Annotated in this window: 24 protein-coding genes; 16 read left to right on the top strand and 8 right to left on the bottom strand. The window is 70.8% G+C overall.

Annotated features, from left to right (window positions below):
• Nucleotides 1–187: 187 nt before the first annotated feature.
• The 13 genes from ACFU5O_RS09505 to ACFU5O_RS09445 all read left to right on the top strand — a co-directional run bounded on the left by ACFU5O_RS09505 (nt 188) and on the right by ACFU5O_RS09445 (nt 15,206).
• Nucleotides 188–1,525, top strand: a complete 1,338-nt coding sequence (locus tag ACFU5O_RS09505; RefSeq protein ID WP_384238377.1) for a DUF6716 putative glycosyltransferase — start codon at nt 188–190, stop codon at nt 1,523–1,525.
• Between the two features lie 23 nt (nt 1,526–1,548).
• Nucleotides 1,549–2,793, top strand: a complete 1,245-nt coding sequence (locus ACFU5O_RS09500) for a cytidylyltransferase domain-containing protein (protein ID WP_384238375.1) — start codon at nt 1,549–1,551, stop codon at nt 2,791–2,793.
• 10 nt (nt 2,794–2,803) lie between these two features.
• Complete coding sequence (locus ACFU5O_RS09495; RefSeq protein WP_384238374.1) at nt 2,804–3,727, top strand: N-acetylneuraminate synthase family protein; 924 nt, start codon at nt 2,804–2,806, stop codon at nt 3,725–3,727.
• A gap of 5 nt (nt 3,728–3,732) precedes the next feature.
• Nucleotides 3,733–4,818 carry a hypothetical protein gene (locus ACFU5O_RS09490; protein ID WP_384238372.1) on the top strand — a complete coding sequence of 362 codons (1,086 nt, stop codon included), beginning with the start codon at nt 3,733–3,735 and terminating at the stop codon, nt 4,816–4,818.
• A gap of 813 nt (nt 4,819–5,631) precedes the next feature.
• A complete protein-coding gene (locus tag ACFU5O_RS09485; RefSeq protein WP_384238945.1) occupies nt 5,632–6,855 on the top strand; it encodes an amidohydrolase in 1,224 nt (407 codons plus the stop codon).
• 146 nt (nt 6,856–7,001) lie between these two features.
• On the top strand, nt 7,002–8,051 hold the full coding sequence (locus tag ACFU5O_RS09480; protein ID WP_384238370.1) for a BMP family protein: 1,050 nt from the start codon (nt 7,002–7,004) through the stop codon (nt 8,049–8,051).
• Between the two features lie 210 nt (nt 8,052–8,261).
• Nucleotides 8,262–9,830, top strand: a complete 1,569-nt coding sequence (locus ACFU5O_RS09475) for an ABC transporter ATP-binding protein (protein WP_384238943.1) — start codon at nt 8,262–8,264, stop codon at nt 9,828–9,830.
• On the top strand, nt 9,827–10,936 hold the full coding sequence (locus tag ACFU5O_RS09470; RefSeq protein WP_384238368.1) for an ABC transporter permease: 1,110 nt from the start codon (nt 9,827–9,829) through the stop codon (nt 10,934–10,936). Before ACFU5O_RS09475 ends, ACFU5O_RS09470 begins: the two co-directional genes overlap by 4 nt.
• Nucleotides 10,937–11,057: 121 nt before the next feature.
• Entirely contained in the window at nt 11,058–12,329 is a 1,272-nt protein-coding gene (locus ACFU5O_RS09465) for an ABC transporter permease (protein ID WP_384238367.1), read from the top strand.
• Nucleotides 12,326–12,748 (top strand): cytidine deaminase, encoded by a 423-nt coding sequence (locus ACFU5O_RS09460; RefSeq protein ID WP_384238365.1) that lies wholly within the window; start codon nt 12,326–12,328, stop codon nt 12,746–12,748. Before ACFU5O_RS09465 ends, ACFU5O_RS09460 begins: the two co-directional genes overlap by 4 nt.
• A gap of 85 nt (nt 12,749–12,833) precedes the next feature.
• A complete protein-coding gene (locus tag ACFU5O_RS09455) occupies nt 12,834–14,111 on the top strand; it encodes a thymidine phosphorylase (protein WP_384238363.1) in 1,278 nt (425 codons plus the stop codon).
• Between the two features lie 120 nt (nt 14,112–14,231).
• Nucleotides 14,232–14,819: a Uma2 family endonuclease gene (locus tag ACFU5O_RS09450; protein ID WP_384238361.1), complete on the top strand. Its 588-nt coding sequence runs from the start codon at nt 14,232–14,234 to the stop codon at nt 14,817–14,819.
• Between the two features lie 27 nt (nt 14,820–14,846).
• Nucleotides 14,847–15,206, top strand: coding sequence for an STAS domain-containing protein (locus ACFU5O_RS09445; protein ID WP_384238359.1), 360 nt, complete (start codon nt 14,847–14,849; stop codon nt 15,204–15,206).
• On the opposite strand, the gene ACFU5O_RS09440 is transcribed toward ACFU5O_RS09445, so the two are convergent.
• The 3 genes from ACFU5O_RS09440 to ACFU5O_RS09430 all read right to left on the bottom strand — a co-directional run bounded on the left by ACFU5O_RS09440 (nt 15,190) and on the right by ACFU5O_RS09430 (nt 18,360).
• A complete protein-coding gene (locus ACFU5O_RS09440) occupies nt 15,190–16,176 on the bottom strand; it encodes a sigma-70 family RNA polymerase sigma factor (protein WP_384238357.1) in 987 nt (328 codons plus the stop codon). The two genes, ACFU5O_RS09445 and ACFU5O_RS09440, sit on opposite strands and share 17 nt — an antisense overlap.
• Nucleotides 16,177–16,245: 69 nt before the next feature.
• Nucleotides 16,246–16,893: a L,D-transpeptidase family protein gene (locus ACFU5O_RS09435; RefSeq protein ID WP_384238942.1), complete on the bottom strand. Its 648-nt coding sequence runs from the start codon at nt 16,891–16,893 to the stop codon at nt 16,246–16,248.
• 192 nt (nt 16,894–17,085) lie between these two features.
• A complete protein-coding gene (locus ACFU5O_RS09430) occupies nt 17,086–18,360 on the bottom strand; it encodes an MFS transporter (RefSeq protein ID WP_384238355.1) in 1,275 nt (424 codons plus the stop codon).
• Nucleotides 18,361–18,422: 62 nt separating this feature from the next.
• Between ACFU5O_RS09430 and ACFU5O_RS09425 the strand changes: the two genes are divergently transcribed.
• Nucleotides 18,423–19,376 carry a LysR family transcriptional regulator gene (locus tag ACFU5O_RS09425; protein ID WP_384238353.1) on the top strand — a complete coding sequence of 318 codons (954 nt, stop codon included), beginning with the start codon at nt 18,423–18,425 and terminating at the stop codon, nt 19,374–19,376.
• Nucleotides 19,377–19,684: 308 nt separating this feature from the next.
• Here the strand turns inward: ACFU5O_RS09425 and ACFU5O_RS09420 are convergent, their stop codons facing one another.
• The gene (locus ACFU5O_RS09420; protein ID WP_384238352.1) at nt 19,685–20,524 is read right to left on the bottom strand and encodes an alpha/beta hydrolase; all 840 of its coding nucleotides are present in this window, start codon (nt 20,522–20,524) and stop codon (nt 19,685–19,687) included.
• A 115-nt stretch (nt 20,525–20,639) separates the two neighbouring features.
• Between ACFU5O_RS09420 and ACFU5O_RS09415 the strand changes: the two genes are divergently transcribed.
• Nucleotides 20,640–21,827, top strand: coding sequence for an adenosine deaminase (locus tag ACFU5O_RS09415; protein WP_384238350.1), 1,188 nt, complete (start codon nt 20,640–20,642; stop codon nt 21,825–21,827).
• 129 nt (nt 21,828–21,956) lie between these two features.
• Nucleotides 21,957–22,259, top strand: coding sequence for a hypothetical protein (locus tag ACFU5O_RS09410; RefSeq protein WP_384238940.1), 303 nt, complete (start codon nt 21,957–21,959; stop codon nt 22,257–22,259).
• A 102-nt stretch (nt 22,260–22,361) separates the two neighbouring features.
• Here the strand turns inward: ACFU5O_RS09410 and ACFU5O_RS09405 are convergent, their stop codons facing one another.
• The 4 genes from ACFU5O_RS09405 to ACFU5O_RS09390 all read right to left on the bottom strand — a co-directional run bounded on the left by ACFU5O_RS09405 (nt 22,362) and on the right by ACFU5O_RS09390 (nt 25,579).
• Complete coding sequence (locus ACFU5O_RS09405; RefSeq protein ID WP_384238348.1) at nt 22,362–22,577, bottom strand: PspC domain-containing protein; 216 nt, start codon at nt 22,575–22,577, stop codon at nt 22,362–22,364.
• Nucleotides 22,578–22,713: 136 nt separating this feature from the next.
• The gene (locus tag ACFU5O_RS09400) at nt 22,714–23,274 is read right to left on the bottom strand and encodes a VanZ family protein (protein ID WP_384238938.1); all 561 of its coding nucleotides are present in this window, start codon (nt 23,272–23,274) and stop codon (nt 22,714–22,716) included.
• A gap of 53 nt (nt 23,275–23,327) precedes the next feature.
• Nucleotides 23,328–23,963: a hypothetical protein gene (locus ACFU5O_RS09395; protein WP_384238346.1), complete on the bottom strand. Its 636-nt coding sequence runs from the start codon at nt 23,961–23,963 to the stop codon at nt 23,328–23,330.
• Between the two features lie 32 nt (nt 23,964–23,995).
• On the bottom strand, nt 23,996–25,579 hold the full coding sequence (locus tag ACFU5O_RS09390) for an ATP-binding protein (RefSeq protein ID WP_384238345.1): 1,584 nt from the start codon (nt 25,577–25,579) through the stop codon (nt 23,996–23,998).
• Nucleotides 25,580–25,590 lie beyond the last annotated feature (11 nt).

The raw sequence follows: 25,590 nt of genomic DNA, 5'->3' as shown, positions 1-25,590 counted from the left end.
CCGCAGGACACTAGGCGGCGGTCCGGCATTCACCCTGACGCCAGGAAGGACAGCGGGTGAACGGGGCGCGGCGGAATTGTTAACCGGATCGGCTCATAGGCCTTTTCGCGATTCGTCGACCCGCTGTTAACCAATTGTTGCTGCCCAGTTGGGCCGCCGAACGAAATGCCTTTCTAGCGTCCTCGACGTGCCATCAAGTACCAGCGAAGCGCTGCGCGTCGCCGTGCTCGCCGACTCCGACACCCGGTGGAAGTGGGGTGCGCTGACCGCGCGCCGGATCACCGCGCCGGATCGCGCCGAGGATTCCGCGAAGGGCGTCGCGCTCACCGGATTCCTGCTGCGCGGCCGTGCCACGCCCACCGCCCGCCAGCTCGCCGAGGTCGGGGTCGAGGCGGACGCACTGCGCGAAGTGACCGCCGCCGAATTCCTCCGGGCGATACGTGACGAGCAGTACGACGTCGTCGTCCTCGCCCTCGTCGGCGGTGCCGTGCAGGCGATGCTGCACGGCCTGGCCGCGCTGCGGCTGCCGCTCCGGCCCGTGCTGGTCACCGGATACGTCGGCGTGGTCTACGAGAAGCTGGCCGACGGCCTGCTGCTGCGGCACGGCGCCGACATCGTCCTCGCCAACTCACGCCACGACGCGGACCGCTTCCGCGCGGTGTACGAGGGCGTCGGCGCCGACGCGTCCTCGGTGACGGAGGCGGCGCTGCCGTTCCTCGGCGGAGCCTCTTACGAGCGCGAGGAAGGCCGCGACACCGTCGTCTTCGCGGCCCAGCCGTCCGTGCCCGAGAGCCGCGCCGACCGCACGTACCTGCTGCGCAGGCTCGTCGAGCACGCCAGGCTCCACCCCGGCCGTGAAGTCCTGCTGAAACTCCGCTCCAAGCCCGGTGAGCACACCACTCACCTGGAGGAGCTGCCGTACCAGAAGCTGGCGGACAAGCTCCCCGGCGGACTGCCGCCCAACTTCAGCCTTGTGTACGGGCACATGGGCGAGGTGCTCGACCGCACCGACCTGCTGGTGACCGTCTCGTCGACGGCCGCGCTGGAGGCGCTGCACCGCCGTGTCCCGACGGCCGTGCTGTCCGACCTCGGGGTGCGCGAGGCGCTCGGGAATCACCACTTCCTCGGCTCCGGCCTGCTCACCTCCTGGGACGCGCTCGACAGCGGCCACCGGCCGCTGCCCGACGAGGAATGGCTGGCCGGCCAGGGCGTCGCCGCGGACGGAAGCTACGGGACGGCCTTCGACGAGGCACGCGGACGCGTCGCCGAGCTGCTCGGCCGCACCGAGCTCCCACCGATCGCCCCCTACTACACGACCGCCACCGCGCCCGGCTACCTGCCCGGCATCCTCGCCCGCCACCACCTCGCCGCGGACGGCACCCCGCTGCCCGGCGCGGCCCGGGCGACGGAACCCACCGGCGTGCGCCGACTGGTGCGCGACGCGGTGAGGGGGGCGGCGCGCGGCGCGTACCGCCACGGCGTGCAGCGCGTCGCCCCTGTCATCCGCCGCATGGGCGCACTGTGAACCCCCCGAAGGAGCGATCCGCCATGTCCACCGTCCTCGCCGTGATCCCAGCCCGCGGCGGCTCCAAGGGCGTTCCCGCGAAGAACCTCGCGCAGGTCGGCGGCATCCCGCTCGTCGCCCGCGCCGTGCGCGCCTGCCTCGGCGCGAGGCTCGTCACGCACGTCCTGGTCTCCACCGACGACGACGCGATCGCGGACGCCGCCCGCGCGGCGGGCAGCGCCCTCGACGCTGCCGGCCGAGTGCACTGCGTCCAGCGGCCGGCGGCCATCGCGGGCGACACCGCGACCAGCGAGTCCGCGGTGCTCCACGCGATGGACGCCCACGAGGCGGCCCACGGCAGCCCGGCCGATGTGGTCCTGCTCGTCCAGTGCACGAGCCCCTTCCTGACCAGCGAGGACGTCGACGGTGTCGCCTCTGCGGTCATCGACGACGGCGCGGACACAGCGGTCACGGTCGCCCCGTTCCACGCCTTCGTCTGGCGCCGGATCCCCGTCGGGGACACCATCGCGGACACCGCCGCCGACGGCGCGGTGGAGGACGGCCAGGGCGTCAACCACGACAAGTCCTTCCGCCCCCGCCGTCAGGACCGGCCGGAGGACTTCCTGGAGACCGGCGCCGCGTACGCGATGGAGGCCCGCGGCTTCCGCACCCACGGCCACCGCTTCTTCGGGCGGACCGCCCTCGTCGAGACCGACCCCGCACGGGTGCTGGAGATCGACGACCCCCACGACCTGGCCCGCGCCCGTGCCCTCGCGCCGCTGCTCGACCCGGCAACCCTGCCGACGCAGGCGGACGTCGACGCCGTGGTCCTCGACTTCGACGGCACCCAGACCGACGACCGCGTCCTCGTCGACTCCGACGGCCGCGAGGTCGTCGCCGTGCACCGCGGTGACGGACTCGGCATCGCCGCGCTCCGCCGCGCCGGGCTGAAGCTGCTGATCCTCTCCACCGAGAAGAACCCCGTGGTCGCCGCGCGCGCCCGGAAACTCGACATCCCCGTTCTGCACGGCATCGACCGCAAGGACCTCGCCCTCAAGGAGTGGTGCGAGGAGCACGCGGTCGCGCCCGAGCGGGTCCTCTACGCCGGCAACGACGTCAACGACCTGCCCTGCTTCGGGCTCGTCGGCTGGCCCGTGGCCGTCGCGAGCGCGCACGACTCCGTGCGTGCCGCCGCCCGCGCCGTCACCACCACCCCGGGTGGTGCCGGCGCGATCCGTGAGATCGCCACCTGGCTCCTCGGTCCCTCCCTCAACACCCCCAATGTGTAAGGAAGCCCTCATGAACTCCCGTCTGCGCACCCTCGGCAGCAAGACCGCGGGCCCCGGCAACCCCGTCTACGTCACCGGCGAGATCGGCATCAACCACAACGGCGACCTGGACAACGCGATCGCGCTGATCGACGCCGCCGCCGACGCCGGCTGTGACGCGGTCAAGTTCCAGAAGCGCACCCCGGAGATCTGCACCCCGCGCGACCAGTGGGACATCGAGCGCGACACGCCCTGGGGCCGGATGACCTACATCGACTACCGCCACCGCGTGGAGTTCGGCGAGGACGAGTACCGCGCCATCGACGAGCACTGCAAGAAGCGCGGCATCGACTGGTTCGCGTCCCCGTGGGACACCGAGGCCGTCACTTTCCTGGAGAAGTTCGACGTCCCGGCGCACAAGGTCGCCTCCGCGTCCCTGACGGACGACGAGCTGCTGCGCGCCCTGCGCGCCACCGGCAAGACGGTCATCCTCTCCACGGGTATGTCGACGCCGAAGCAGATCCGTCACGCCGTCGAGGTCCTCGGCAGCGACAACATCCTGCTCTGCCACGCCACGTCGACCTACCCGGCCAAGGCCGAGGAGCTCAACCTGCGCGTGATCAACACCCTTCAGCAGGAGTACCCGAACGTCCCGATCGGCTACTCCGGCCACGAGACCGGCCTGCAGACCACGCTCGCCGCCGTCGCCCTCGGCGCCGCGTTCGTCGAGCGCCACATCACCCTCGACCGCGCCATGTGGGGCTCCGACCAGGCCGCCTCCGTCGAGCCCGGCGGTCTGCAGCGCCTCGTCCGCGACATCCGCACCATCGAGGCCGCCCTCGGTGACGGCGTCAAGAAGGTGTACGAGTCCGAGCTCGCGCCGATGAAGAAGCTCCGCCGCGTCGCGGGCGTCGTCGCGGAGCAGGCCGAGCAGGCCGAAGCGGTCACGGTCTGACGACCATGGACCTCGCCTTCGTCGAGAGCCCGGTCCAGCTGCTGAACGTCCTGGAGTGGGCACACATCAGCCCGGCCGAACCGCTGCCGAGCATCCCGGCACAGCCGCTCGGCACGGTCATGGGCGGGAACGGCCGGACGGGACGGGAGCTCACCGTGGTCGTCCTGTCGCCCACCGACCCCATGTCGCGCGGTCAGCTGCGCCGCATGGCCGAGCTCGCCCGCGACGAAGGCTTCGCGGTCCGCTGGCAGGAGGCGCGCGGCGGTGCCGGCGCGCCCCTGCGGACCGTCCGGGAGCTGGCTCCGCTGCTGCGCAGGTCGCGGCGGGTCGTCATAGGCGACCCGTTCTCCCGCTATGTGCAGCTGTTGCTGACGCTGGTGGGGACGAAGGACCTGACGGTCGTCGACGACGGCACGGCCACCATGGAGTACGTCTCCCAGGTGGCCAGGGGCGAGCGCCTGGTGCGCTGGCACCGGCGCGGGCGGCGGGGAGCGCGCGAGCTGGTGCTCGCACCGGTCTCCGCCGCCGCGCGCCGCCGGCTCTCACCGTCGCGCTCCCGGGAGGTCGAGGTCTTCACCTCCATGCCGGTGGAGGCCCCTGCCGGGATCACGGTGACCGCCAACACCTTCGCGTGGACCCGCTCCCGGTTCGGCCCGCCGCGACTCACCCGGGGCGCCGACCTGGTCGGCACCTCCCTCGTCGAGACAGGTGTGGTCGACCCCGGCCAGTACGAGGAGGCGGTCGCCGCACTCGCCGCCGAGCACGGCGCGACCCGCTACTTCGCGCACCGCCGCGAGAGCCCGGACAAACTGCACAGGCTCGCCGCCCGCACCGGGCTGGAGATCGTCCGGCCCGATCTGCCGCTGGAGCTGATCGCGAGGCGGGGACCCATCGGACGTACGGTCCTGAGTTTCCCCTCGACCGTCGTACACACCCTGCCGCTGGCGCTCGCGGGTACGGGGATCAAGGTCGCGGTGTGCGACATCTCGCCCGAGTGGCTCAGGGATACCGCCTCTCCGCGGGCCCAGGGCTTCCTTGCGGGAGTCACCGGCACGGCCCGGGACGTCCACAGGCTCGCCGCTCCCGCGTAGGCCCTGTCCGGGCGATCTGCGAGTACCGGCCCGCGCGGCTTCCGGTGCGGGGCGGTGCGGTGCATCGCGGGGCGGTGAGGGCGCCGACCGGCCGGAGGCCGAGGAAGATCGCCCCGCTGCTGACGGGACATACGCGGCCGACTTCGCCGACCCCGCCCGCCTGGGGGCACCACCGGGGGCGCTGCGGGCAGGTGTGGAGCGGACCTCCGGTAGCGCCATGGGCGTGCGGTCCGCGGTGTCACGGGGGCTTCCTCTCGACGGTCGTCCGGGGATGCCCACCGGAGGTCCGGGGCAGTGCGCGCCGGAGTCGCCGACCGCCCGACGCCGCCCGGGTGGGGGCAGCCGTGCCCGAGCGGCTGAGGGACCACCGCCGCCGGGTACGTCCACGACGAAGCCCGGGGGCGCCGCGGGCCCGTCCGGAGGGGTGTCCGGCAGCAGGCAGGGCCTAAGCCTCCGGTGCAGGGGAGACACGGGCGGGACCAGGCCCGCGGCGCCCCCGGCCCGGAGCTTCGGGGGGCCACCGGAAGTTGCGTGCTGCGCGGGCGCCGGGCGGGACTCCGCGTCCCGGCCCGTCCTGCGGCCGGCCGCAGGACGCCCCGTGGGGCCGGTGCGTACCCCGCCCCAACGGCCGTCCCCGGCGAGACAGCGCGCCCGGTTGTCCATATCGTGGTCAAAGACAGGTGAGGTTACCCACACCGGCCAACAGCCATGCGTCGTCAGGCGCGTTTTCTTTCCCCTATCGGGCTGAACTTTTGTTGATCTCGAGTTAGTTGGGCCTTGAGGGGGCCTACTCTTCAACGGGTGAACCAGTTGATGTCCCGCGAGCCCGACGCCGATCTCCCCGGTGAAGCCGTGCTGCCCGGCACGCTGTCCGATGCCCTGTGCACGGAACTGATCAACTTCCGCCGGGACTTGCATATGCACCCGGAGCTCGGCAACCAGGAGTTCCGTACGACCGCCGCGCTCAAGGCCCGGCTGGAGGCCGCAGGTCTGCGCCCTCAGGTGCTCGCAGGCGGCACGGGACTCGTGTGCGACATCGGCACCTGGGACGGGATCCGTCCCAAGTTCGCGCTGCGCGCCGACATCGACGCCCTGCCCATCCCGGACACGAAGACGGGCGTGCCGTACCGCTCGACCGTGCCGGACCGCGCCCACGCCTGCGGCCACGACGTTCACACCGCCACCGTGCTCGGCGCCGGACTGGTCCTCGCCGACCTGGACCGGCAGGGACTGCTGCCGGGCGCCGTGCGACTGATCTTCCAGCCCGCCGAGGAGGTGCTCCCCGGCGGCGCGGCCGACGCCATCGAGCACGGCGTCCTGGAGGGAGTGGGCCGGATCGTCGCGGTGCACTGCGACCCCCGGGTGGACGCGGGCCGGATCGGACTGCGTGTCGGGCCCATCACCTCCGCCTGCGACCGGCTGGAGGTCACCCTCGACGGCCCCGGCGGCCACACCGCCCGCCCCCACCTCACCACCGACCTGGTCACCGCCGCCGCCAAGGTCGTCACCGAGGTCCCCGCACTGCTGGCCCGTCGCATCGACGCCCGCGCCGGGCTCGCGCTCACCTGGGGCCGGATCGAGTCCGGCCACGCCTGCAACGTCATTCCGCAGCGCGCCGAGCTCTCCGGCACCGTCCGCTGCCTGGATCTGCATGCGTGGCGCGAGGCCCCCGACCTGGTGCATGCCGCGATCGACGAGGTCGCGACGCTGCACCGCGCCAAGTCGCAGATCAACTACGTCCGAGGGGTCCCGCCCGTCGTCAACGACCCGGTCGTGACCGAGCTCCTCTACAACGCGCACGCCGCACGCCGTGGAGAGCTCGCCGTCGAGGACACCGAGCAGAGCCTGGGAGGCGAGGACTTCTCCTGGTACCTGGAGCATGTTCCGGGCGCGATGGCCAGGCTGGGAGTGCGCCCGCCGGGGTCGAGTGCAAGGCTTGACCTGCACAGGGGGGATTTCGATGTGGACGAGGAGGCCATCCGCGTTGGCGTGGAATTGTTCACCGCCGCTGCCCTGCTGGACGGCCACCGTTCGTAATCGGACAGTTCATCTGACGTTCGTCCTTCGCGACGATCCGATAACGGCTGTCGAACACGTCTTTACCTGACATCTACGCGCGTTACGATCGCCGGAAAACCAGCGCCGGAAGTGGCGCTTTCGGTCAGGTTTAAAGGAGCGTCCCAGTGCGCCGGATCACCAGGATCGCCACCGTGGGCATCGCAACCACGGCTCTCGCACTGTCCGCCACCGCGTGTGGCGGCAAGAAGTCTTCCGAGGCTGGCTCGGACAAGGGCGGCGTCAAGACCGCCATCGCCTATGACATCGGTGGCCGTGGCGACCAGTCGTTCAACGACGCCGCCTACGCCGGTCTGGAGAAGGCCGAGAAGGACCTCGGTGTCAAGGGCACCGAGGCCGAGCCCAGCGAGGGTGAGGCCGATCCTGACAAGATCCAGCGCCTCACGTCGCTGGCCCGCGCCGGCAACAACCCGGTGATCGGCGTCGGCTTCTCCTACGCCCCGGCCATCGCCGCGGTCGCGCCGAAGTTCCCGAAGACCACCTTCGGCCTCATCGACGACACCTCGAAGACCGGCAAGAACATCGCCAACCTCGTCTTCAACGAGGAGCAGGGTTCCTACCTGGCCGGCGTCGCCGCCGCCAAGGTGACCAAGTCCAACACCGTCGGCTTCATCGGCGGTGTCGAGACCCCGCTGATCAAGAAGTTCGAGGCGGGCTTCGTCCAGGGCGTCAAGGACACCAACAAGAATGTCAACGTCAAGGTCCAGTACCTGACCCAGCCGCCGGACTTCGGTGGCTTCTCGAAGCCGGACCTGGGCAAGGCCGCCGCCGAGGGTCAGCTCGACGCGGGTGCCGACGTGATCTACGCCGCCGCCGGTCTCGCCGGCTCGGGCTCGATCGAGGCCGCCGCCAAGAAGAAGAAGTGGGCCATCGGCGTCGACTCGGACCAGTACAACCAGAAGGGCCTCGCGGCCTACAAGGAGTACATCCTCACCTCGGTGACCAAGGATGTCTCGGGCGCTGTCTACAACCTGATCAAGTCGGTCAAGGACGGCAAGCCGCAGAGCGGTGAGATCCGCTACGGCCTCGACAAGGACGGCGTGGGCCTGGCGACCTCCAACCCGGCCTTCACCAAGATGACCGACGTGGTCGCCGCGGTCGAGAAGGCCAAGGCCGGGATCATCGCCGGTACGATCAAGGTCAAGACCGCTCCGTAACCGCATCGCCGGGACCAGGGCCCGCGGGTCCGGAGAGTGGCTGGAAAACAGCCCCTCCGGACCCGGGGTCAGGTTCTGGCCACAGGTTTTCCTTATTTGATATCGCTACGCGCGTAGAACCCTCTTTGGCGCGATAACTTCGCCCCACCCCCCTGCTCGCGACAGCCCCCCGCCCTGCCCTCCCTCGCTCCTCGCCAAGGAGAGTGCGTCATCAACGCGTCCAGTCCGTCAACGCCGCCGGCTGTAGCACTGCGCGGCATCACCAAGCGCTTCCCCGGCGTCGTTGCCAACCACGACATCGACATCACCATCCGCAAGGGCACCGTCCATGCCCTCGTCGGTGAGAACGGTGCCGGCAAGTCGACCCTGATGAAGATCCTCTACGGCATGCAGAAGCCGGACGAGGGCACCATCACCATCGACGGTCGCCAGGTCAGCTTCCACAGCCCGGCCGATGCCATCGCCACCGGCATCGGCATGGTCCACCAGCACTTCATGCTGGCCGACAACCTCACCGTGCTGGAGAACGTCGTTCTCGGCGGCGAGAAGCTGTACGGCATCGGGGCCAAGGCCCGTAAGAAGATCAAGGAGATCTCGGACGCGTACGGGCTGAACATCCGCCCCGACGTCCTGGTCGAGCAGCTCGGCGTCGCCGACCGCCAGCGCGTGGAGATCCTCAAGGTCCTGTACCGCGGCGCCCGCACCCTGATCCTCGACGAGCCGACCGCCGTGCTGGTCCCGCAGGAGGTCGACGCCCTCTTCGCCAACCTGCGCGAGCTCAAGGCCGAGGGCCTCACCGTCATCTTCATCTCCCACAAGCTGGGTGAGGTGCTGTCGGTCGCCGACGACATCACGGTCATCCGCCGCGGCACGACGGTGGGCACCGCCGACCCCCGCACCACCACGCCCAAGCAGCTCGCCGAGCTGATGGTCGGCAGTGAGCTGCCCTCGCCGGAGACCCGCGAGTCGACGGTCACCACCGTGCCGATGCTCGACGTGAACAACCTGCGGCTGGCCGAGACCGACCCCGACGGCGTCGTCCGTGAGGTCCTCGCCGGCATCAACTTCACCATTCACAAGGGTGAGGTCATGGGCATCGCGGGCGTCGAGGGCAACGGCCAGACCGAGCTCATCGAGGCCCTGATGGGCATGCGCGACCCCGACGGCGGTGTGATCACCCTCGACGGCGGCGACATCTCGCACACGCCGACCCGCAAGCGCCGCGAAGGCGGAATCGGTTACATCCCCGAGGACCGCCACCGGCACGGCCTGCTGCTGGAGTCCCCCCTCTGGGAGAACCGCATCCTCGGTCATGTCACCGAGCGCCCCAACAGTCGCAAGGGCCTGCTCGACATCAAGGCCGCCCGCAAGGACACCGAGCGGATCGTCCGCGAGTACGACGTCCGTACTCCCGGCATCGAGGTCACCGCGGCCTCCCTCTCCGGCGGCAACCAGCAGAAGCTGATCGTCGGCCGCGAGATGAGCCACGCGCCCAAGCTGCTCATCGCCGCCCACCCCACCCGCGGAGTCGACGTCGGCGCGCAGGCGCAGATCTGGGACCAGATCCGCGAGGCGCGCCGCGAGGGCCTGGCGGTCCTGCTGATCTCCGCCGACCTGGACGAGCTCATCGGGCTCTCCGACACCCTGCGGGTGATGTACCGCGGCCGGCTGGTCGCCGACGCCGACCCCGCCACCATCACCCCGGAGGAGCTGGGCTCGGCCATGACCGGCGCCGCCGCCGGCCACCTTGAGCACAACGAGAACGGTGAGGGCCGATGAAGAAGTTCGACAAGGACCGGCTGCTCCTCGGCATCGCCGGCCCGCTGCTCGCCCTGATCGTGGCCTTCCTGCTCACCTCGGGGGTACTCCTCCTCTCGGGCCTCGACCCCTTCGAGCCGTACGCGCTGATGGTCGAGCAGATCGAGTACACCGACGTGCAGGTGCTCGTCATCAACCAGGCCGGCATCTACTACCTCGCCGCCCTCGCCGTTGCCATCGGCTTCCGGATGAACCTGTTCAACATCGGCGTCGACGGCCAGTACCGCCTCGCGGTCATGCTGTCGGCCGTCGTGGGTGCCGCGGTCGAGCTTCCGGGTCCGCTGCACATCCTGCTGATCGTGTTCGTGGCCATGGCCGTGGGCGCGCTCTGGGCGGGTATCGCGGGCGTCCTGAAGACCACCCGCGGGGTGAGCGAGGTCGTCTCCACGATCATGCTGAACGCCATCGCGACCAGCCTCATCGCGTGGATGATCCTGCCCGCCAACTTCGGTGAGCAGCTGAAGGGCTCCAACGACCTGACCACCGGCGAGATCGCCGAATCGGGCTGGTTCCCCGGCCTGGAGCTCGAAGGCGGCCAGATCTACGGCTTCACCTTCATCGCCTTCGCGCTCGGCGTCGTCTACTGGTTCGTGCTCAACCGCACCCGCTTCGGCTTCGACCTGCGGGCCACCGGCGCCAGCCAGTCCGCCGCCCAGGCGAGCGGTGTCAACGCCAAGAAGATGGTCATGACCGCCATGCTGATCTCCGGCGCGGTCGCGGGTCTGTCGGGTATGCCGATGCTGCTGGGCCAGACCCACACCTACAGCCTGAGTTTCCCTGTAGGTGTCGGCTTCACCGCCATCACCATCGCGCTGCTGGGCCGCAACAGCCCGCTCGGCATCTTCTTCGCCGCCCTGCTCATCTCCTTCCTGGAGAAGACCGCGGAAGGCCTCGGCCTCGAGGGCTATCCGAAGGAGATCTCCATGATCATGCAGGGCCTGATCGTGATCGCCGTTGTCGTGTCGTACGAACTCGTCCGCCAGTACGGGCTCCGCCGCCAGCAGCAGAAGGTCGGCGAGGAGCTTGCCGCCCAGGCCCGCAAGAACAAGGAAGGGGTCGTCCTGTGAGCGACGTACGCAAGGCCGCCGGGCCGCAGCCGACCACGAATGCCGCGCCTCTGCGCCGCGCGGGCGGAGATGGGGGCACCACTCAGGCGCCTGCTCTGGGGGAGAACGAGATGAGGACGGCATGAGCGAGTCCACGAGCACTGTTTCGGCCGCGGCTACCGCGCCGAAGAAGGGCGGCGGACGCCGCAAGATGTCCCTGCCCGTCATCATGCTGATGATCGCGGGCGGCCTGGCGCTGTTCTCGCTGGTGCGCGTGATCAGCGGCGCCAACGACCTCACCTCCGTCGGTCAGGTCTCCGGCGCCCTCCAGCTCGCGGTGCCGATCGGTCTCGCCGGTCTCGGCGGTCTGTGGGCAGAGCGGGCCGGTGTGGTCAACATCGGTCTTGAGGGAATGATGATCCTCGGCACCTGGTTCGGCGCCTGGGCCGGCTACCAGTGGGGCCCGTGGACCGGTGTCCTGCTGGGTATCGTCGGTGGCGCGATCGGCGGTCTGCTGCACGCGATCATGACGGTGACGTTCAACGTCAACCACATCGTCTCCGGTGTGGCCATCAACATCCTCGCCGTCGGCGTCACCCGCTATCTGTCGGACTTCACCTTCGCCGAGGCGGAGGGCGGCTCCTCGAAGCAGTCCCCGCGCATCGAGTCGATCGCCGACATCACCGTCCCAGGTCTGTCGGAAGCACTGGCCGACCTCCAGGCCAAGCACTGGTTCTTCGTCTCCGACCTCGCGGGCGTGGTCGGCGGTCTCGTCACCAACCTGTCCGTGCTGACCGTCGTCGCGATCCTGCTCGTTCCCGCGACCTGGTGGGTCCTGTGGCGCACCGCCTTCGGTCTGCGGCTGCGGTCCTGCGGTGAGAACCCCGTGGCGGCGGAGTCGCTCGGCGTAAACGTCTACAAGTACAAGTACATCGCGGTGATCGTCTCCGGCGGGCTGGCCGGTCTCGGTGGTGCCTTCCTCGCCATCGTCTCCACGGGCATCTACCAGGAGGGCCAGACCGGCGGCCGCGGCTACATCGGTCTCGCCGCGATGATCTTCGGCAACTGGAGGCCGGGCGGCCTCGCGCTCGGCGCCGGGCTCTTCGGCTTCACCGACAGCCTCAAGCTGCGCGGCGGCGCCGAGAACGTCCACGCCATGCTGCTGCTCCTGGCGATCCTGCTCGTGCTCGTCTTCGCGTGGCAGCTGTACAAGAAGAAGCACTGGCAGGCCGCGATCTGCCTGGGCGTCTCCGCCCTGCTGTTCGCCTGGTACTCGCTGACCACCACCCTGCCGAGCCAGTTCGTCGACGCCGCGCCGTACGTCACCACGCTGCTGGTGCTCGCGCTGTCGGCGCAACGGCTGCGGATGCCCAAGGCGGACGGCCTGCCGTACAAGAAGGGCCAGGGCAAGTGACGTCCGCCCCGGCCGACGACGCCGCCGCCTGGGAGGCCCTGCGCGAGGCCGCGCGGGACGCGATGTCCCATGCGTACGCCCCGTACTCGGGCTTCCCGGTCGGCGCGGCGGCTCTGGTCGACGACGGCCGCACGGTCACCGGCTGCAACGTCGAGAACGCCTCGTACGGGCTGTCGCTGTGCGCCGAGTGCGGTCTCGTCTCGCAGCTGCAGGCGACCGGCGGCGGCCGGCTCACGCACTTCACCTGCGTGGACGGCAACGGCGACGTACTGATGCCGTGTGGCCGCTGCCGTCAGCTGCTGTACGAGTTCGGCGGGCCCGGCCTGCTGCTGGAGACCGCGGCGGGCATCCTCACGCTCGACGAGATGCTTCCCCAGGCCTTCGGCCCCGAGCAGCTCGGCCCGGAGAAACTCGGCTAGACCCGCGGCCCCTCCGCTCCCATGGCGGAGGGGCCGCACCACTCTCGTACCACCTGGTTCGTACCCGGAAGGACCCCCGAAGCACATGGACGTCATCTCCGTCATCCGCACCAAGCGCGACCGAGGCGAGCTCACCCCCGATCAGATCGACTGGGTGATCGACGCCTACACCCGCGGCGAGGTCGCCGACGAGCAGATGTCGGCGCTGGCCATGGCGATCCTGCTCAACGGTATGAACCGTGCGGAGATCGCGCGCTGGACCGCGGCGATGATCGCGTCCGGCGAGCGCATGGACTTCTCCTCGCTGTCGCGCCCGACCGCCGACAAGCACTCCACCGGCGGCGTCGGCGACAAGATCACGCTGCCGCTGGCACCTCTCGTCGCCGCCTGCGGCGCGGCCGTGCCGCAGCTGTCCGGCCGCGGTCTCGGCCACACCGGCGGCACCCTCGACAAGCTGGAGTCCATCCCCGGCTGGCGGGCGCTGCTCTCCAACGAGGAGATGCTGAACGTCCTCGACACGACCGGTGCCGTCATCTGCGCGGCCGGTGACGGTCTGGCCCCCGCCGACAAGAAGCTCTACGCGCTCCGGGACGTCACCGGCACCGTCGAGGCCATCCCGCTCATCGCCTCCTCGATCATGTCGAAGAAGATCGCCGAGGGCACGGGCTCGCTGGTCCTGGACGTCAAGGTCGGCTCCGGCGCCTTCATGAAGACCATCGAGGACGCCCGCGAACTGGCCTCCACGATGGTCGGCCTGGGCACCGATTCCGGTGTGAAGACGGTCGCCCTGCTCACCGACATGTCCACCCCGCTCGGCCTCACCGCGGGCAACGCCCTCGAGGTCCGTGAGTCCGTCGAGGTCCTGGCCGGCGGTGGCCCCCAGGACGTCATCGACCTCACCGTGGCACTCGCCCAGGAGATGCTCGTCGCGGCCGGCATCAAGGACGCCGACCCGGCGAAGGCCCTCGCCGACGGCTCCGCCATGGACGTCTGGCGGCGCATGATCGCGGCGCAGGGCGGAGACCCGGACGCCGAGCTCCCCGTCGCCCGCGAGCAGCACGTGATCACCGCCCCGTCGTCGGGCGTCCTCACCCGCCTCGACGCGTACGACGTCGGCGTCGCCGCCTGGCGCCTCGGTGCGGGCCGCGCCCGCAAGGAGGACCCGGTCCAGGCGGGCGCGGGCGTCGAGATCCACGCCAAGCCCGGCGAGCCGGTGACCGCGGGCCAGCGCCTGCTGACCCTGCACACGGACACCCCGGAGAAGTTCGAGTACGCCCTGAAGTCCCTGGAGGGCGCGTTCGACATCGCCTCGTCGGACACGGAGTTCAAGGCGACCCCGATCGTCCTGGACCGCATCGCCTGACCTGCCCGCGCGTCGCTTGGCATATGCCAGTGGCTTCTTTCGGGTGAACGGGACCGGTGGACCCCCACCGGTCCCGTTCGGCATGCTGGGATCGGTGACGCACCGACAGAGGAGACCGCCGTGAGCGCACTCAGCGTCGAGCCCGAGCCTGGTCAGGGCTGGGACGACCTTGTCCGTCTCTGGGAGGAGAAGGACTGGCCCGAGGGCTGCAAGGTGGAGATCATCGAGGGACTCATCACCGTGGCACCACCGCCGTCCAATGCCCATGACGACATCGCCGACACCGTCCATCGGCTGCTGTACACCGTGGTTCCCCGGGACTGGGGCGTGTACCCGACCCTGGGTACTGCTCTGCCCTCGCGCGACAGCCTGTACATCCCGGACCTGGCAGTGGTTCCGAAGGCGGTTCTGGAGAGCGAGGGAGGCAACTTCGTCCCTGCTGCGGGCGCCGAGCTCGTCGTCGAGATCACTTCGAAGTCCAATGCCGGCACCGACCGGATCAAGAAGGCGGCAGGCTGTGCCCAGGCCGGGATCCCCCTCTATCTGTTGATCGACCGATGGGCTCCTGGCGGCCCGACCGTCACTCTCTACGGGGAGCCGAACGGTGACGTGTACCGCCTCCTGCGGGCCGTGAAGTTCGGCGAGGAAATCACACTTCCCGACCCGTTCGACCTGACAGTCGACACCAGCGTCTTCCCTGTCGGCTGACTTGTCCGCCGATCCCCGTCGTCGGCGATGAGTTGTCGCCGCCCCGCCGGTCAGATCCATGTGGACAGCACGCGGCAACCCCTCGTTCTCGAGCTCATCGGCCGGATCACCCCGGCCGATGTGCCCCTGCTGTGCGCACAGTTGCGGGCACGCGGCGACACCGACGCAGGCCCCGGTGAGGTCATCTGCGACGCCGCCGGACTCACCGTTGCCGACCTCACCGCCGTCGATGCCATCGCCCGCCTGCGGCTCACGGCCCGGCGCCTCGGACGGGACCTGCGGCTGCGGAACGCCGGACCGGAGCTGACCGGGCTGCTCGACCTCGTCGGCCTCGGTGACGAGGTCGGCCAGGGCCGCCGCCCAGGAGCCGTCAGTCCTCCGTGCTGAGCCGCTCGGGCAGCCCGAACAGCGGGAACCAGCGCTTGGTGTCCAGGAAGAAGTCCATTCCGCCGACCTTGCCGCCCTTGATCTCCAGGACGATGAGCGCCCATGGCTCATAGCCGTCACCGGACTCGCTCGGGTGGTACTGCGCGAAGGCCGGAGAGCCGTTGGCCACGGTCGGGACCAGCCTGGACCCGCGGCAGACCTCACCGACGCCGAGCATCCAGCCCACGATGTCGTCATGGCCCCGCAGCCACAGGTCGTACGGCGGCATGGACATCGTCGCGTCCTCGTGGAGCAGCGCGGTCAGCGCCTTCATGTCGTACCCCTCGAAGGCCGCGACATAGCGCTCCAGCAGCCGCTGCTGCTGTTCGTCGAGCGGATCGGCGGGGTCCGACTCGGTGGGCGCGGAATCCGCGAGGGTGGCGCGGGCCCGCTGCAGCGCGCTGTTGACCGAGGCGACGGAAGTGCCCAGCAGCTCGGCGACCTCGGCGGCCTTCCAGGCCAGCACCTCGCGCAGGATGAGCACGGCACGCTGCCTGGGCGGCAGGTGCTGCAGCGCCGCGACGAACGCCAGCCGGACGGTCTCCCGCTCGACGGCCCGGTCGGCCGGATCGGCCACCGACGGCAGCACGCGCCCGTCCGGCACCGGCTCCAGCCAGGTGACTTCCGGACGGGCGTTGAGCTGGGCCCGGGCCACCGGTGTGGCGGCGGACAGGTCCATCGGGCGGGCCCGGCGATTGCCCGCGTTCAGCATGTCGAGACAGACGTTCGTCGCGATGCGGTACAGCCACGAGCGCAGGGACGATCTCCCCTCGAACTTCTCGAAGCTCTTCCAGGCGCGCACCATCGTGTCCTGGACGGCGTCCTCCGCCTCGAAGGCGGAGCCCAGCATGCGATAGCAGTAGCCGGTCAGCTCCTTCCGGTACTGCTCCAGCCGGGAATCGAGGTCCTGCGTCGTCATCGGATCGCTCATCGGATCCACCCCTGTCGCCCAATCGCCGCCAGCCCTTCGGACGCTACAGGAGCGGACTGACAATGGGCCTCAGGTCCCGGGCTTGCGCCCGTAGACGTAGACGTCCTCCCCGTTCCTCAGCAGGTTCCAGTACGCCTTGGCGTCCGCCGGGCGCATGTTGACGCAGCCGCCGGAGCCCGGCGGGTTGTACATCGACTTGGTTACCGAGTGGAACGCGATCCCCCCGTCGAAGAACTGCGAGTACGGCATCCGCACGTGGTAGATCGTCGACCAGTGGTTGATACTGCGGTAGTAGATCTTCTTCGAGCCGGTCCGGGTCTCCGCCCCGTCCCGCCCGGTCCGCACCGGCACCGGCCCGTACTTCAGCCGCGAGCCGTCCTGGATCCAGCTCAGCTGCCGGGTCAGGTCCACGCAGGCGATCCTGCCCCGGTTGGTGGGGCACTTGCCTGCCTTGTTGGGCGTGCTTCCCGCCGCCCGCTGCGCCAGCATCGTGTTCATCGTGCGCCAGGTGATCGGCCCGGCGTAGCCGATCGTCGGCGTGATGCCGTGCGCCCTCTGGAACTTCTGGATCGCCGTGCAGTCGCTCGCCGACTGCCTTCCGTCGACCCGCAGTCCGAGGAACTTCTCGACCTTCGCCTGGTAGGGCCCGGTCGATGTGGTGCAGGACGCCGCCTGCGCCGGGGCGGCGCCGAGTGCCAGTGTCAGTGGCACCACCATCCCCGTGATGCCGAGGGCGACGCCGCCCCGTCTCCATGTGTTCCGTGCACGTTCCAAGGTCACCAACTCCCCTGTACGCCCAGAGCGGTTGCTCTGACCGTTGGACGCTTCCGGGGGAGCCGTAGTTGCAGTGAATTGGCCGTTTGTTCGGGGAAGTTGCTCAGCGGGGAGGTTGCTCAGCGGGGAAGTTGCTCAGCGGTGGGCAGCCGCCAGGACGGGCCGCCGCTGGTGGGCGCGCGCCGCGTACGACCCGTACAGCGTGATCGCCACGACCCCCAGGACCGCCAGCAGGCCCAGCAGGACCGTGCCCGCCCAGCCGCCGGAGTGGAAGGCGACGGCGCCGAGCGTGCCGCCCGCGCTGCTGCCCAGGTAGTACGCCGACTGGTAGAGCGCCGAGGCCTGGGCGCGGCCCGTCTTCGCCGTACGGCTCACCTCGGAGGAGGCGACCGCGTGGCCCGCAAAGAAGCCCGCGGTGATCAGCACCAGGCCGAGCAGCACCGCCGCCAGCGAGTCGGCGAGGGACAGCAGCAGGCCCGCCGCCGTCGTCCCGACCGCGAGGTAGAGCGCGCCGCGCCGGCCCATGCGGCCGACGAGCCTTCCTGCCGCGGCGGAGGAGACCGTACCGACCAGATAGACGAGGAACACCGAGCCGACGATGCCCTGGGGGAGGCTGAAGGGCGCGTCGACCAGGCGGTAGCCGATCACCGTGTAGACCGCGCCGAAGACGGTCATGAAGAGCGCGCCGATCCCGTACAGCCGCATCAGCAGCGGGTCGGACAGGTGGCCGCGGACGGTACCGGCGAGGGCGCGGGGGTCGAGCGAGCCGGGCACGAAGTTGCGGGCCCGGGGGAGCAGCAGCCGGAACACGACCGTGCAGACCACGGCCATCAGACCGACCGCCGCGAGCGCCGCGCGCCAGCCCCACAGCTGGGCGGCCCAGCCGGTGACGATGCGGCCGCTCATGCCGCCGATGCTGTTGCCCGCGACGAACAGGCCGATCGCGGCGATGAGCGCCTTCGGCCGGACTTCCTCCGCGAGATACGCCATCGCCGACGCCGGCACCCCGGCGAGCGCCGCGCCCTGGACGACGCGCAGCGCGACCAGCCACTCCAGGTTCGGTGCGAGCGGCACCAGCAGGGCGACCACGGAGGCGACCACCAGGGACACCGTCATCAGCCGCGCCCGCCCGAAGCGCTCGGAGAACGCGCTGAGCGGCAGCACACACAGGGCCAGGGCGCCGGTGGCCGCGGACACCGTCCAGCTGGCCGCGCCCGCGGTGACGCCGAGGCCGGCGGAGACGGCGGGCAGCAGGGCCTGGGTCGAGTAGAGGAGGGCGAAGGTCGCGACGCCCGCGGCGAAGAGCGCGAAGCTCATGCGCCGGTAGCCGGGGAGGCCCGGTGCGAGCTGAGGGGACGACGGGGTGAGGGCACCCACGGTGGTGGGCGCCTCGGTACTTGCGGAAGGCATACCTCGAAGGTAGGCACGTCTTTCTGATGCGTCCAATGCATGGAACGGCTTTAATCGTTCCCATGGCGCATGACTACAGCTCAGGGGCTCGGCTGTCACCGAGTAGTTACGAAGAAGACATGGCCCTGCTGCTCGCGCCACGGCTCGCGTACTTCGCGGGGGTGGCCCGCCACGAGCATGTGACCAGGGCCGCGCAGGAGCTGGCCGTGCCCCAGTCGACACTGTCGCGGGCGATGGTCCGGCTCGAACAGGATCTCGGCGTCGCGCTGTTCACCCGCAAGGGGCGGACGGTGTCGCTGACGGCGGCCGGCCGCACCTTCCTCGCGTCCGTGGAGCGTGCCCTCGCCGAGGTGGAGCGGGCGGCGGAGTCGGTACGGGCCGACGCGGACCCGTCCGGCGGCAAAGTGGCCTTCGGCTTCCTCCACACGATGGGCTCGGAGACGGTGCCCGAGCTCATCCGCGCGTTCCGGGTCGATCATCCCCGGGTGCGCTTCACACTCGTCCAGAACTACGGCGAGGCGATGATCGAGCGCCTTCGCGCCGGCGATCTGGACCTGTGCCTGACCTCGCCGGTGCCGGACGCGCCCGACCTCGTCGCCCGCCGCCTCGACGAACAGCGACTGCGGCTCGTCGTCCCCGACGACCACCGCCTCGCGACGCGCAAACGGATCCGGCTGACGGAGGCGGCCGACGAGACGTTCGTGACCCTCGAACCGGGCTACGGACTGCGCCGCATCACCGACGCGCTGTGCGCCGAGGCCGGCTTCACCCCGCGTATCGCCTTCGAGGGCGAGGAGGCAGAGACCCTCCGAGGTCTCGTCGCCGCGGGTCTCGGCGTGGCCCTGCTGCCACCCCCCGCCGTACCCCGGCCCGGAATCGTGGAACTGACGGTCACGGCCCCGCGCGCGGTCCGCGAGATCGGCGTCGCCTGGCTCGACGGCCACCCGGACACGCCCCCGGTCACGGCCTTCAAGAAGTTCCTCCTGTCCCGGCGGGGCAACCTGTTGCCGGACTGACCCTTTCCCCCGGTGGGGCGGCCCACGGGTCCCTGCAGGGGGCCGCAGCCCACGGGGTTTGCGTGACCCTGCCGGCTGGGCGCGGGGCCCGGCACCGTGGGCGTGGCCCGTGTGTCCGCCTCGGACGCCGGACAGGCCGGCTCTCCGGCCCAGCCGCATTCCCTGCACACCGATGCGGCCCGCGGCGGCACCCGAACGAGCCAGAGCCCGCCCCGCGTTCGAGGACGGACGTACCGATGCGGCCCGCGGCACCGGGCCGCTTCGGCCCGTAGGGCACAGGGCCCGGAGGCAGCGCCCCAGGAGCGGGCTCAGTGCCGCAGCGACTTCCCGAAGCCCGCCGCGAGAGGCATCCTCAGCCCCAGCGGCGGCGGAGCCGCCAGCGCGTCCGCGACCGGGCGCGCGTACGCACGTGAGAAGAGCGCGCCGAGCACGAAATCCGAGGCCAGGGCCAGGACTTCGTCGTGGTACTGACGCAGGGCGTGGCCGTCGGAGTGGACCTCGAAGCGGCACGTGTCGCGGTTGCTCTTCTTGGCCCGTTCCGCGAGGCGGTAGGAGAGTTCGGGATCGGTGCGGGCGTCGTTCGTGCCGTGGACGATCAGCACCTGGCGGCCGGCGAGCTGTTTCACCGGTTCGGGTCGGGCCGCGACATCGTCCTCCGGCAGCCAAGGGGCAAGGGCGAGCACGGAGTTGACGGCGCCGTGACCGGCGGACTGCAGCGCGGCGCGAGCGCCCATGCCACGGCCCACGAGGCAGACCGGGACGTCCCCGTACCGCCGTACCGCCTCGTCCGCCGCCCAGGACGCGTCCGCCGCGAGCCGAGCGTCCGTGCCGTTCCAGCCGCGCCCGCGGTAGCGCACCACGTGTGCGACAAGACCGTCCGCGCGCCCCGCGCGGGCCAGTGACCGCGCCAGCGGCAGGGCCGCCGCGTGCGACACCGCCGAAGGGCCGCGGCCCGACTCCGGTTCGCCGTCGGGCAGCAGCAGGACCACCCCGCTCACGACGCCGTCCGCGGCCCTGACCGGACGCCCGAGCCTCGCCTGTGCCACCGACCTGCCTCCTTGCGCCGCGCCCGCTTCGAGACGAGCCTGCGCCGCTTCGGCCTCCCCGGCCGAACGCCCCGACCACTGGGGCAGTGCGTGGTGTGCCATGGCAGAACAGTCTCAGAAGGGCGGGTGTACTCCACCCGTCCGCACGGTCACTGTTACGTATCGACGCGTGGTTTGTGTAGGGGCCCTCTACGCGCGTAGGGATTACAGTGCGGAGATGAAGAGCCAGACCACTCATGCGTCCTCCCGGGGAACCGCCCCCGGACCTGAGGGGCCCACCCCGGACCAGATCCGGCGCGCCCCGAAGGTGCTCCTCCACGACCACCTCGACGGCGGGCTGCGCCCGGGCACGATCATCGATCTCGCCCGCGACGCAGGCTACGACTCGCTCCCCGAGGCCGAGCCCGACAAGCTCGGCATCTGGTTCCACGAGGCCGCCGACTCAGGCTCGTTGGAGCGGTACCTGGAGACGTTCGCGCACACCTGCGCCGTCATGCAGACCCGCGAAGCCCTCAAGCGGGTCGCCATCGAGTGTGCCGAGGACCTCGCCGAGGACGGCGTCGTCTACGCCGAGGTGCGGTACGCCCCCGAGCAGCACCTCGAGGCCGGTCTCACCCTCGAAGAGGTCGTCGAGGCCGTCAACGAGGGCTTCCGCGAAGGCGAGCGCCGCGCCCGGGAGAACGGCCACCGCATCCGCGTGGGCGCGCTCCTCACCGCCATGCGGCACGCCGCCCGCGCCCTGGAGATCGCCGAACTCGCCAACCGCTACCGGGACTCGGGCGTGGTCGGCTTCGACATCGCGGGAGCCGAGGCGGGCTTCCCGCCCACCCGTCATCTCGACGCGTTCGAGTACCTCAAGCGCGAGAACAACCACTTCACCATCCACGCGGGCGAGGCCTTCGGACTGCCGTCGATCTGGCAGGCGCTCCAGTGGTGCGGCGCCGACCGGCTCGGCCACGGCGTACGGATCATCGACGACATCGAGGTCGCCGCCGACGGCACGGTGAAGCTCGGTCGGCTCGCCGCGTACGTCCGCGACAAGCGCATTCCCCTGGAGCTGTGCCCGACCTCCAATCTGCAGACCGGGGCGGCGGCTTCGTACGAGGACCACCCCATCGGGCTGCTGCGGCGGCTGCACTTCCGTGCCACGGTCAACACGGACAACCGGCTGATGAGCAACACCAGCATGAGCCGTGAATTCGAGCTGCTGACCGAGACGTTCGGCTACACGCTCGACGACATGCAGTGGTTCACCGTCAATGCGATGAAGTCGGCGTTCATTCCTTTCGATGAACGCCTTGCGATGATCAACGACGTGATCAAGCCCGGCTACGCGGAGCTGAAGTCCGAATGGCTGTTCCGGCAGACCGCAACGACCAGCGAATCCTCGTCCGACGAGGGCTGAGCGCACGCGTCGGGAAGGGCCGGGAGCGTCAACTCCCGGCCCTTCCGCGTGCTCCCGGCCGTTTGCGGGGCCGAGCGCGCGCTGGCTAGCTTGCGGAGCCGCCCACTTCCCCTTCCCAAGGAAAAGCCGCTGATGAAGCACGCTGCCAAGACCCTCGGTGTCGCCGTTCTCGGTGCCGCCTTCGCCACCGCCGCCGCGGGCACCGCCTCCGCCGCGCCGCAGGTTCCCGAGATCGGCACCCCGCTGAGCGCCGTGGACGCCGTCCAGGAGCCGGCCCTCGCCTCCGCCCTCGGGCAGCAGATCGCTCAGCAGGCCATGCCGCAGGTGCTGCCCCCGGCCCCCACCGGCCAGGTCACCGGCCAGGCCACCGGCCTCATCGGCGGTCTGCCCGCGGGCGGCCTCACGGGCGGCAACGCGTTGCCCCTCCCGTAGAACCCGCAGTACCCGCAGTACCCGCAGTACCCGCAGAACGACAGCAGCAGGGGCGCACACCCGATGCGGGTGTGCGCCCCTGCCGCACTCTCCTCAGGCCCGTCACCAGGCGGTCGACGCGCTCTTCCGGGACGCGCTCTCCTCGGACGGCAGCAGCAGCCACAGCGCCAGGTAGAGCAGGAACTGCGGCCCGGGCAGCAGACACGACACCAGGAAGATCACCCGCATCGTGTTCGCGGAGGTGCCGAAGCGCCGTGCCAGCGCTGCGCACACACCGCCGATCATGCGTCCGTCGCTGGGGCGGACAAGTGCGGCCATGGTTGGCTCCTTCGCCGGTGGTCCCGGGGGTGCGGCCGACGCCGACCTCCCCGGACCACCTGTCCTTGGGTGGGAGCCACTCCACTGTGCTCCCGATGACTCCATGCTCGCCCGGCGAAGGGGGCAAAGCGTCGCTCTACGGTGCGACCCCGACCCTGGGAATCGTCGGGGTCGGCCCCTGAGCCGCGTCATCCCGCAGCACGGCGCCCCGGTCCTTCCCCGGGGCCGGGGAGCGCCTGCGGCGCCGCCGCAGCCGGGCACGGCCCGCGGGGACGACCGCCAGATGGGCCAGGGCCACACCCGCGGTGTTCAGCAGCAGCGAATCCACGTCGACGACCTGTCCGGGCACCCCGGTCTGCGCCAGCTCGATGCCCAGCGACAGCAGCGCGCCCGCCGCGACCGTACGGGTCAGCGAGGCCCAGGGGGAGACGGTGAGCCGGCCGCCCGCCATCGGCAGCAGCACACCCAGCGGGGCGAGCAGCAACAGCCCCTCGCCGATCCTGCGGGCCGCCTGGACCGGGCCCAGGGCGAGATCGGCCTTGATGCCCGCGAGCGGCTCCAGATTCGCCGCCGTCACCCACATCACATCAACGGGGCGAAGCGTCAGCCATCCCACGAGTGCCAGATGCGCGAGGAGGAGGACGCCCCCCGCCACGCGGAAGATGGCGGCACTGCCGCCCGAACCTTGACGCTGCACGTCCACCAAGACGACACGACCGGCAGGATCGGTTCCGCCGAGTGACGTGTCCGTCAGGAACCGTTTCCGGCGGGCAGCGGGCCGACCGTCGGGAGCACCGTCTCCGGGCGCACCTTGGCCGCGTCCGTACAGCGGTATCCGCGCGGTGCGTACTCCCCGGGCCCGCCCAGGACGACGGTTCCGCCGTCGGCCGCGGCCTCGCTCTCCGCGAGCGTGCACACGATCTGCGCGAGCGCCGCGGGCGGCAGGTCCTCCGGTTGCCGGCTCAGCCGGAGCGTGCCCTCGGGATCGTCCGCCCGGGCTCGCGTCACGGTCAGCGGACCTCGTACGTTCGTGGCGAAGCCCGCCTCGCGCTCGGCCTCCGACGGTTCGGCCTGCAGCTGGTCGAGCAGCGCCCCGGCGACGAGTACCCGGTTGCCGACGGTCTTCTCCGACACCGTGACCGTCCGGTCCACGGCAGCCAGCGCCGACGCGCACAGGAGATACACCCGCACCGGCAGCACCCCGGGACTTGCCTGGGCGGACGATTCCTTGCCCGCCACCGAGCACGGCATCCGCGACGGCGCGGGCCCGGCGTCGACGGGCACCGACGTGGTCCTGATCCCGCACCCCGCGACGCTGCCGGCCAGCACGAAGGCCCCGGCGGCGGCCACGGCGGCACGCCACGCCCCTCCGGTGCGTACGGTCACGGCGCCACGCCGCGTCCGCCCTGTTCCTACGGTCACCGCGCGTCGCCCGCCTCTCCATGGTCGCCGTCATGCTCCTGAACGGAGCCGCTCCGGCCGTCCCCGGCAATGCCCGACGCGTCGCGCGGCAGCCGGAGCACGAAGATCGCGCCGCCGTCGCCGTCCGTCGAGTTCGCCGCGCTGATACGGCCGCCGTGGATCAGCGCGTTCTCCATCGCGATCGACAGCCCCAGACCGCTGCCCTCCGAACGCGGCCGGGAGGCACTGGCCTTGAAGAACCGGTCGAAGACATGGGGCAGCACATCCTCGGGGATACCGGGCCCGTGGTCCCGTACCTCGATGACCAGCTCGTCGCCTCCCGCGCCGCCGGTCTCCATCCGCACCGCGACGCGCACCGGAGAGCCACCGTGCTTGAGCGCGTTGCCGATCAGATTGGCCAGGATGACGTCGAGGCGGCGCGGATCCAGCCGGGCCATCATGCCGCGCTCCGCGTCCAGCTCGACCGCGTCGAGCCAGGCGCGCGCGTCGATGCAGGCGGTGACCTGGTCGGCGACGTCGACGTTGTCGAGGACGAGCCGGGCCGTGCCCGCGTCGAAGCGGGTGACCTCCATCAGGTTCTCCACCAGGTCGTTGAGACGCCGGGTCTCGCTCACGACCAGCGCGACCGCGGGCGCGATCATCGGGTCGAGGGTCTCCTGCTCGTCCTCCAGAACCTCCGTCACCGCGGTCAGCGCGGTCAGCGGTGTACGCAGCTCGTGCGACATGTCGGCGACGAAGCGGCGGCTGGACTCCTCCCGCGCGCTCATGTCGGCGACCTGCTTCTCCAGTGACTCCGCCGCGCGGTTGAACGTCCGCGACAGCTCGGCCAGTTCGTCCGTGCCCGAGACATGCAGCCGGGTGTCCAGCTTGCCCTCGCCGAGCTGCTTGGCCGCCTCGCCGAGGCGCCGCACGGGCCGCAGCACGGTCGTCGCCGCGGCCTGCGCGATCAGCGCGGAGCCGACCAGCGCGAGGGCGGTGGCGATGCCCAGCGACCAGGCGAGCGAGTTCAGGTCGGCCCGTTCCTGCTCGAGCGACTTGAACAGATAGCCGGTCGGGCCGCCGCCGGTGATCCTCGTACCACCCACCAGATAGGGCGTGTTGCCGCGCTGCGTCCGCAGCCAGAACAGGTGGTACGGGTACTCGTTGCCGGCGGTGACCGCCTGCTTCTCGTTGACGGCGTCCCGCAGTGACCTCGGGACGTCGTCCAGGGTGAACACGTCCGGGTCGGACGCACCGACGATCGGCTTGCCCTCGTCGCGCTCGCCCAGCAGCACCACGCTGTACCCGGAGTCGCCGCCCGCCATCTGCTCGGCGGTCGTCTGGAGCTCGTTCTGCGTCGGTCGCGGGGGCAGCGACGCGGCCCGGTTCTGCATCTGCTGCCGGAAGTCGCCCAGTGCCGCGTCCTGCGTACGCGTCAGTACGGCCTCACGGTTGAGCCAGTACGCGATTCCCGACGCGGACACGGCGGCCGTCAGCGCGACCAGACCGAAGACGACGACGAGCCGCAGCCGCAGACTGGTCCACCCGAGTCCCGCGAGTATCGCTCTCTTCGCGGCACCCTTCTTCTCCGCTTCCGTCACCGCGCCGTCCC

Source organism: Streptomyces sp. NPDC057445 (assembly GCF_042802855.1).
Lineage (GTDB): Bacteria > Actinomycetota > Actinomycetes > Streptomycetales > Streptomycetaceae > Streptomyces.
The sequence above is the reverse complement of the archived record's forward strand: the minus strand, read 5'-3'. Positions and strand labels throughout refer to the sequence as shown.

Bases quoted from the DNA above. Each gene is read 5' to 3' on its own strand.
- ACFU5O_RS09500 (WP_384238375.1), top strand. From the start codon at position 1,549: ATGTCCACCGTCCTCGCCGTGATCCCAGCCCGCGGCGGCTCCAAGGGC.
- ACFU5O_RS09495 (WP_384238374.1), top strand. From the start codon at position 2,804: ATGAACTCCCGTCTGCGCACCCTCGGCAGCAAGACCGCGGGCCCCGGC.
- ACFU5O_RS09490 (WP_384238372.1), top strand. From the start codon at position 3,733: ATGGACCTCGCCTTCGTCGAGAGCCCGGTCCAGCTGCTGAACGTCCTG.
- ACFU5O_RS09485 (WP_384238945.1), top strand. From the start codon at position 5,632: ATGTCCCGCGAGCCCGACGCCGATCTCCCCGGTGAAGCCGTGCTGCCC.
- ACFU5O_RS09470 (WP_384238368.1), top strand. From the start codon at position 9,827: ATGAAGAAGTTCGACAAGGACCGGCTGCTCCTCGGCATCGCCGGCCCG.
- ACFU5O_RS09465 (WP_384238367.1), top strand. From the start codon at position 11,058: ATGAGCGAGTCCACGAGCACTGTTTCGGCCGCGGCTACCGCGCCGAAG.
- ACFU5O_RS09455 (WP_384238363.1), top strand. From the start codon at position 12,834: ATGGACGTCATCTCCGTCATCCGCACCAAGCGCGACCGAGGCGAGCTC.
- ACFU5O_RS09445 (WP_384238359.1), top strand. From the start codon at position 14,847: ATGAGTTGTCGCCGCCCCGCCGGTCAGATCCATGTGGACAGCACGCGG.
- ACFU5O_RS09440 (WP_384238357.1), bottom strand. From the start codon at position 16,176: ATGAGCGATCCGATGACGACGCAGGACCTCGATTCCCGGCTGGAGCAG.
- ACFU5O_RS09435 (WP_384238942.1), bottom strand. From the start codon at position 16,893: ATGGTGGTGCCACTGACACTGGCACTCGGCGCCGCCCCGGCGCAGGCG.
- ACFU5O_RS09430 (WP_384238355.1), bottom strand. From the start codon at position 18,360: ATGCCTTCCGCAAGTACCGAGGCGCCCACCACCGTGGGTGCCCTCACC.
- ACFU5O_RS09425 (WP_384238353.1), top strand. From the start codon at position 18,423: ATGGCGCATGACTACAGCTCAGGGGCTCGGCTGTCACCGAGTAGTTAC.
- ACFU5O_RS09420 (WP_384238352.1), bottom strand. From the start codon at position 20,524: ATGGCACACCACGCACTGCCCCAGTGGTCGGGGCGTTCGGCCGGGGAG.
- ACFU5O_RS09415 (WP_384238350.1), top strand. From the start codon at position 20,640: ATGAAGAGCCAGACCACTCATGCGTCCTCCCGGGGAACCGCCCCCGGA.
- ACFU5O_RS09405 (WP_384238348.1), bottom strand. From the start codon at position 22,577: ATGGCCGCACTTGTCCGCCCCAGCGACGGACGCATGATCGGCGGTGTG.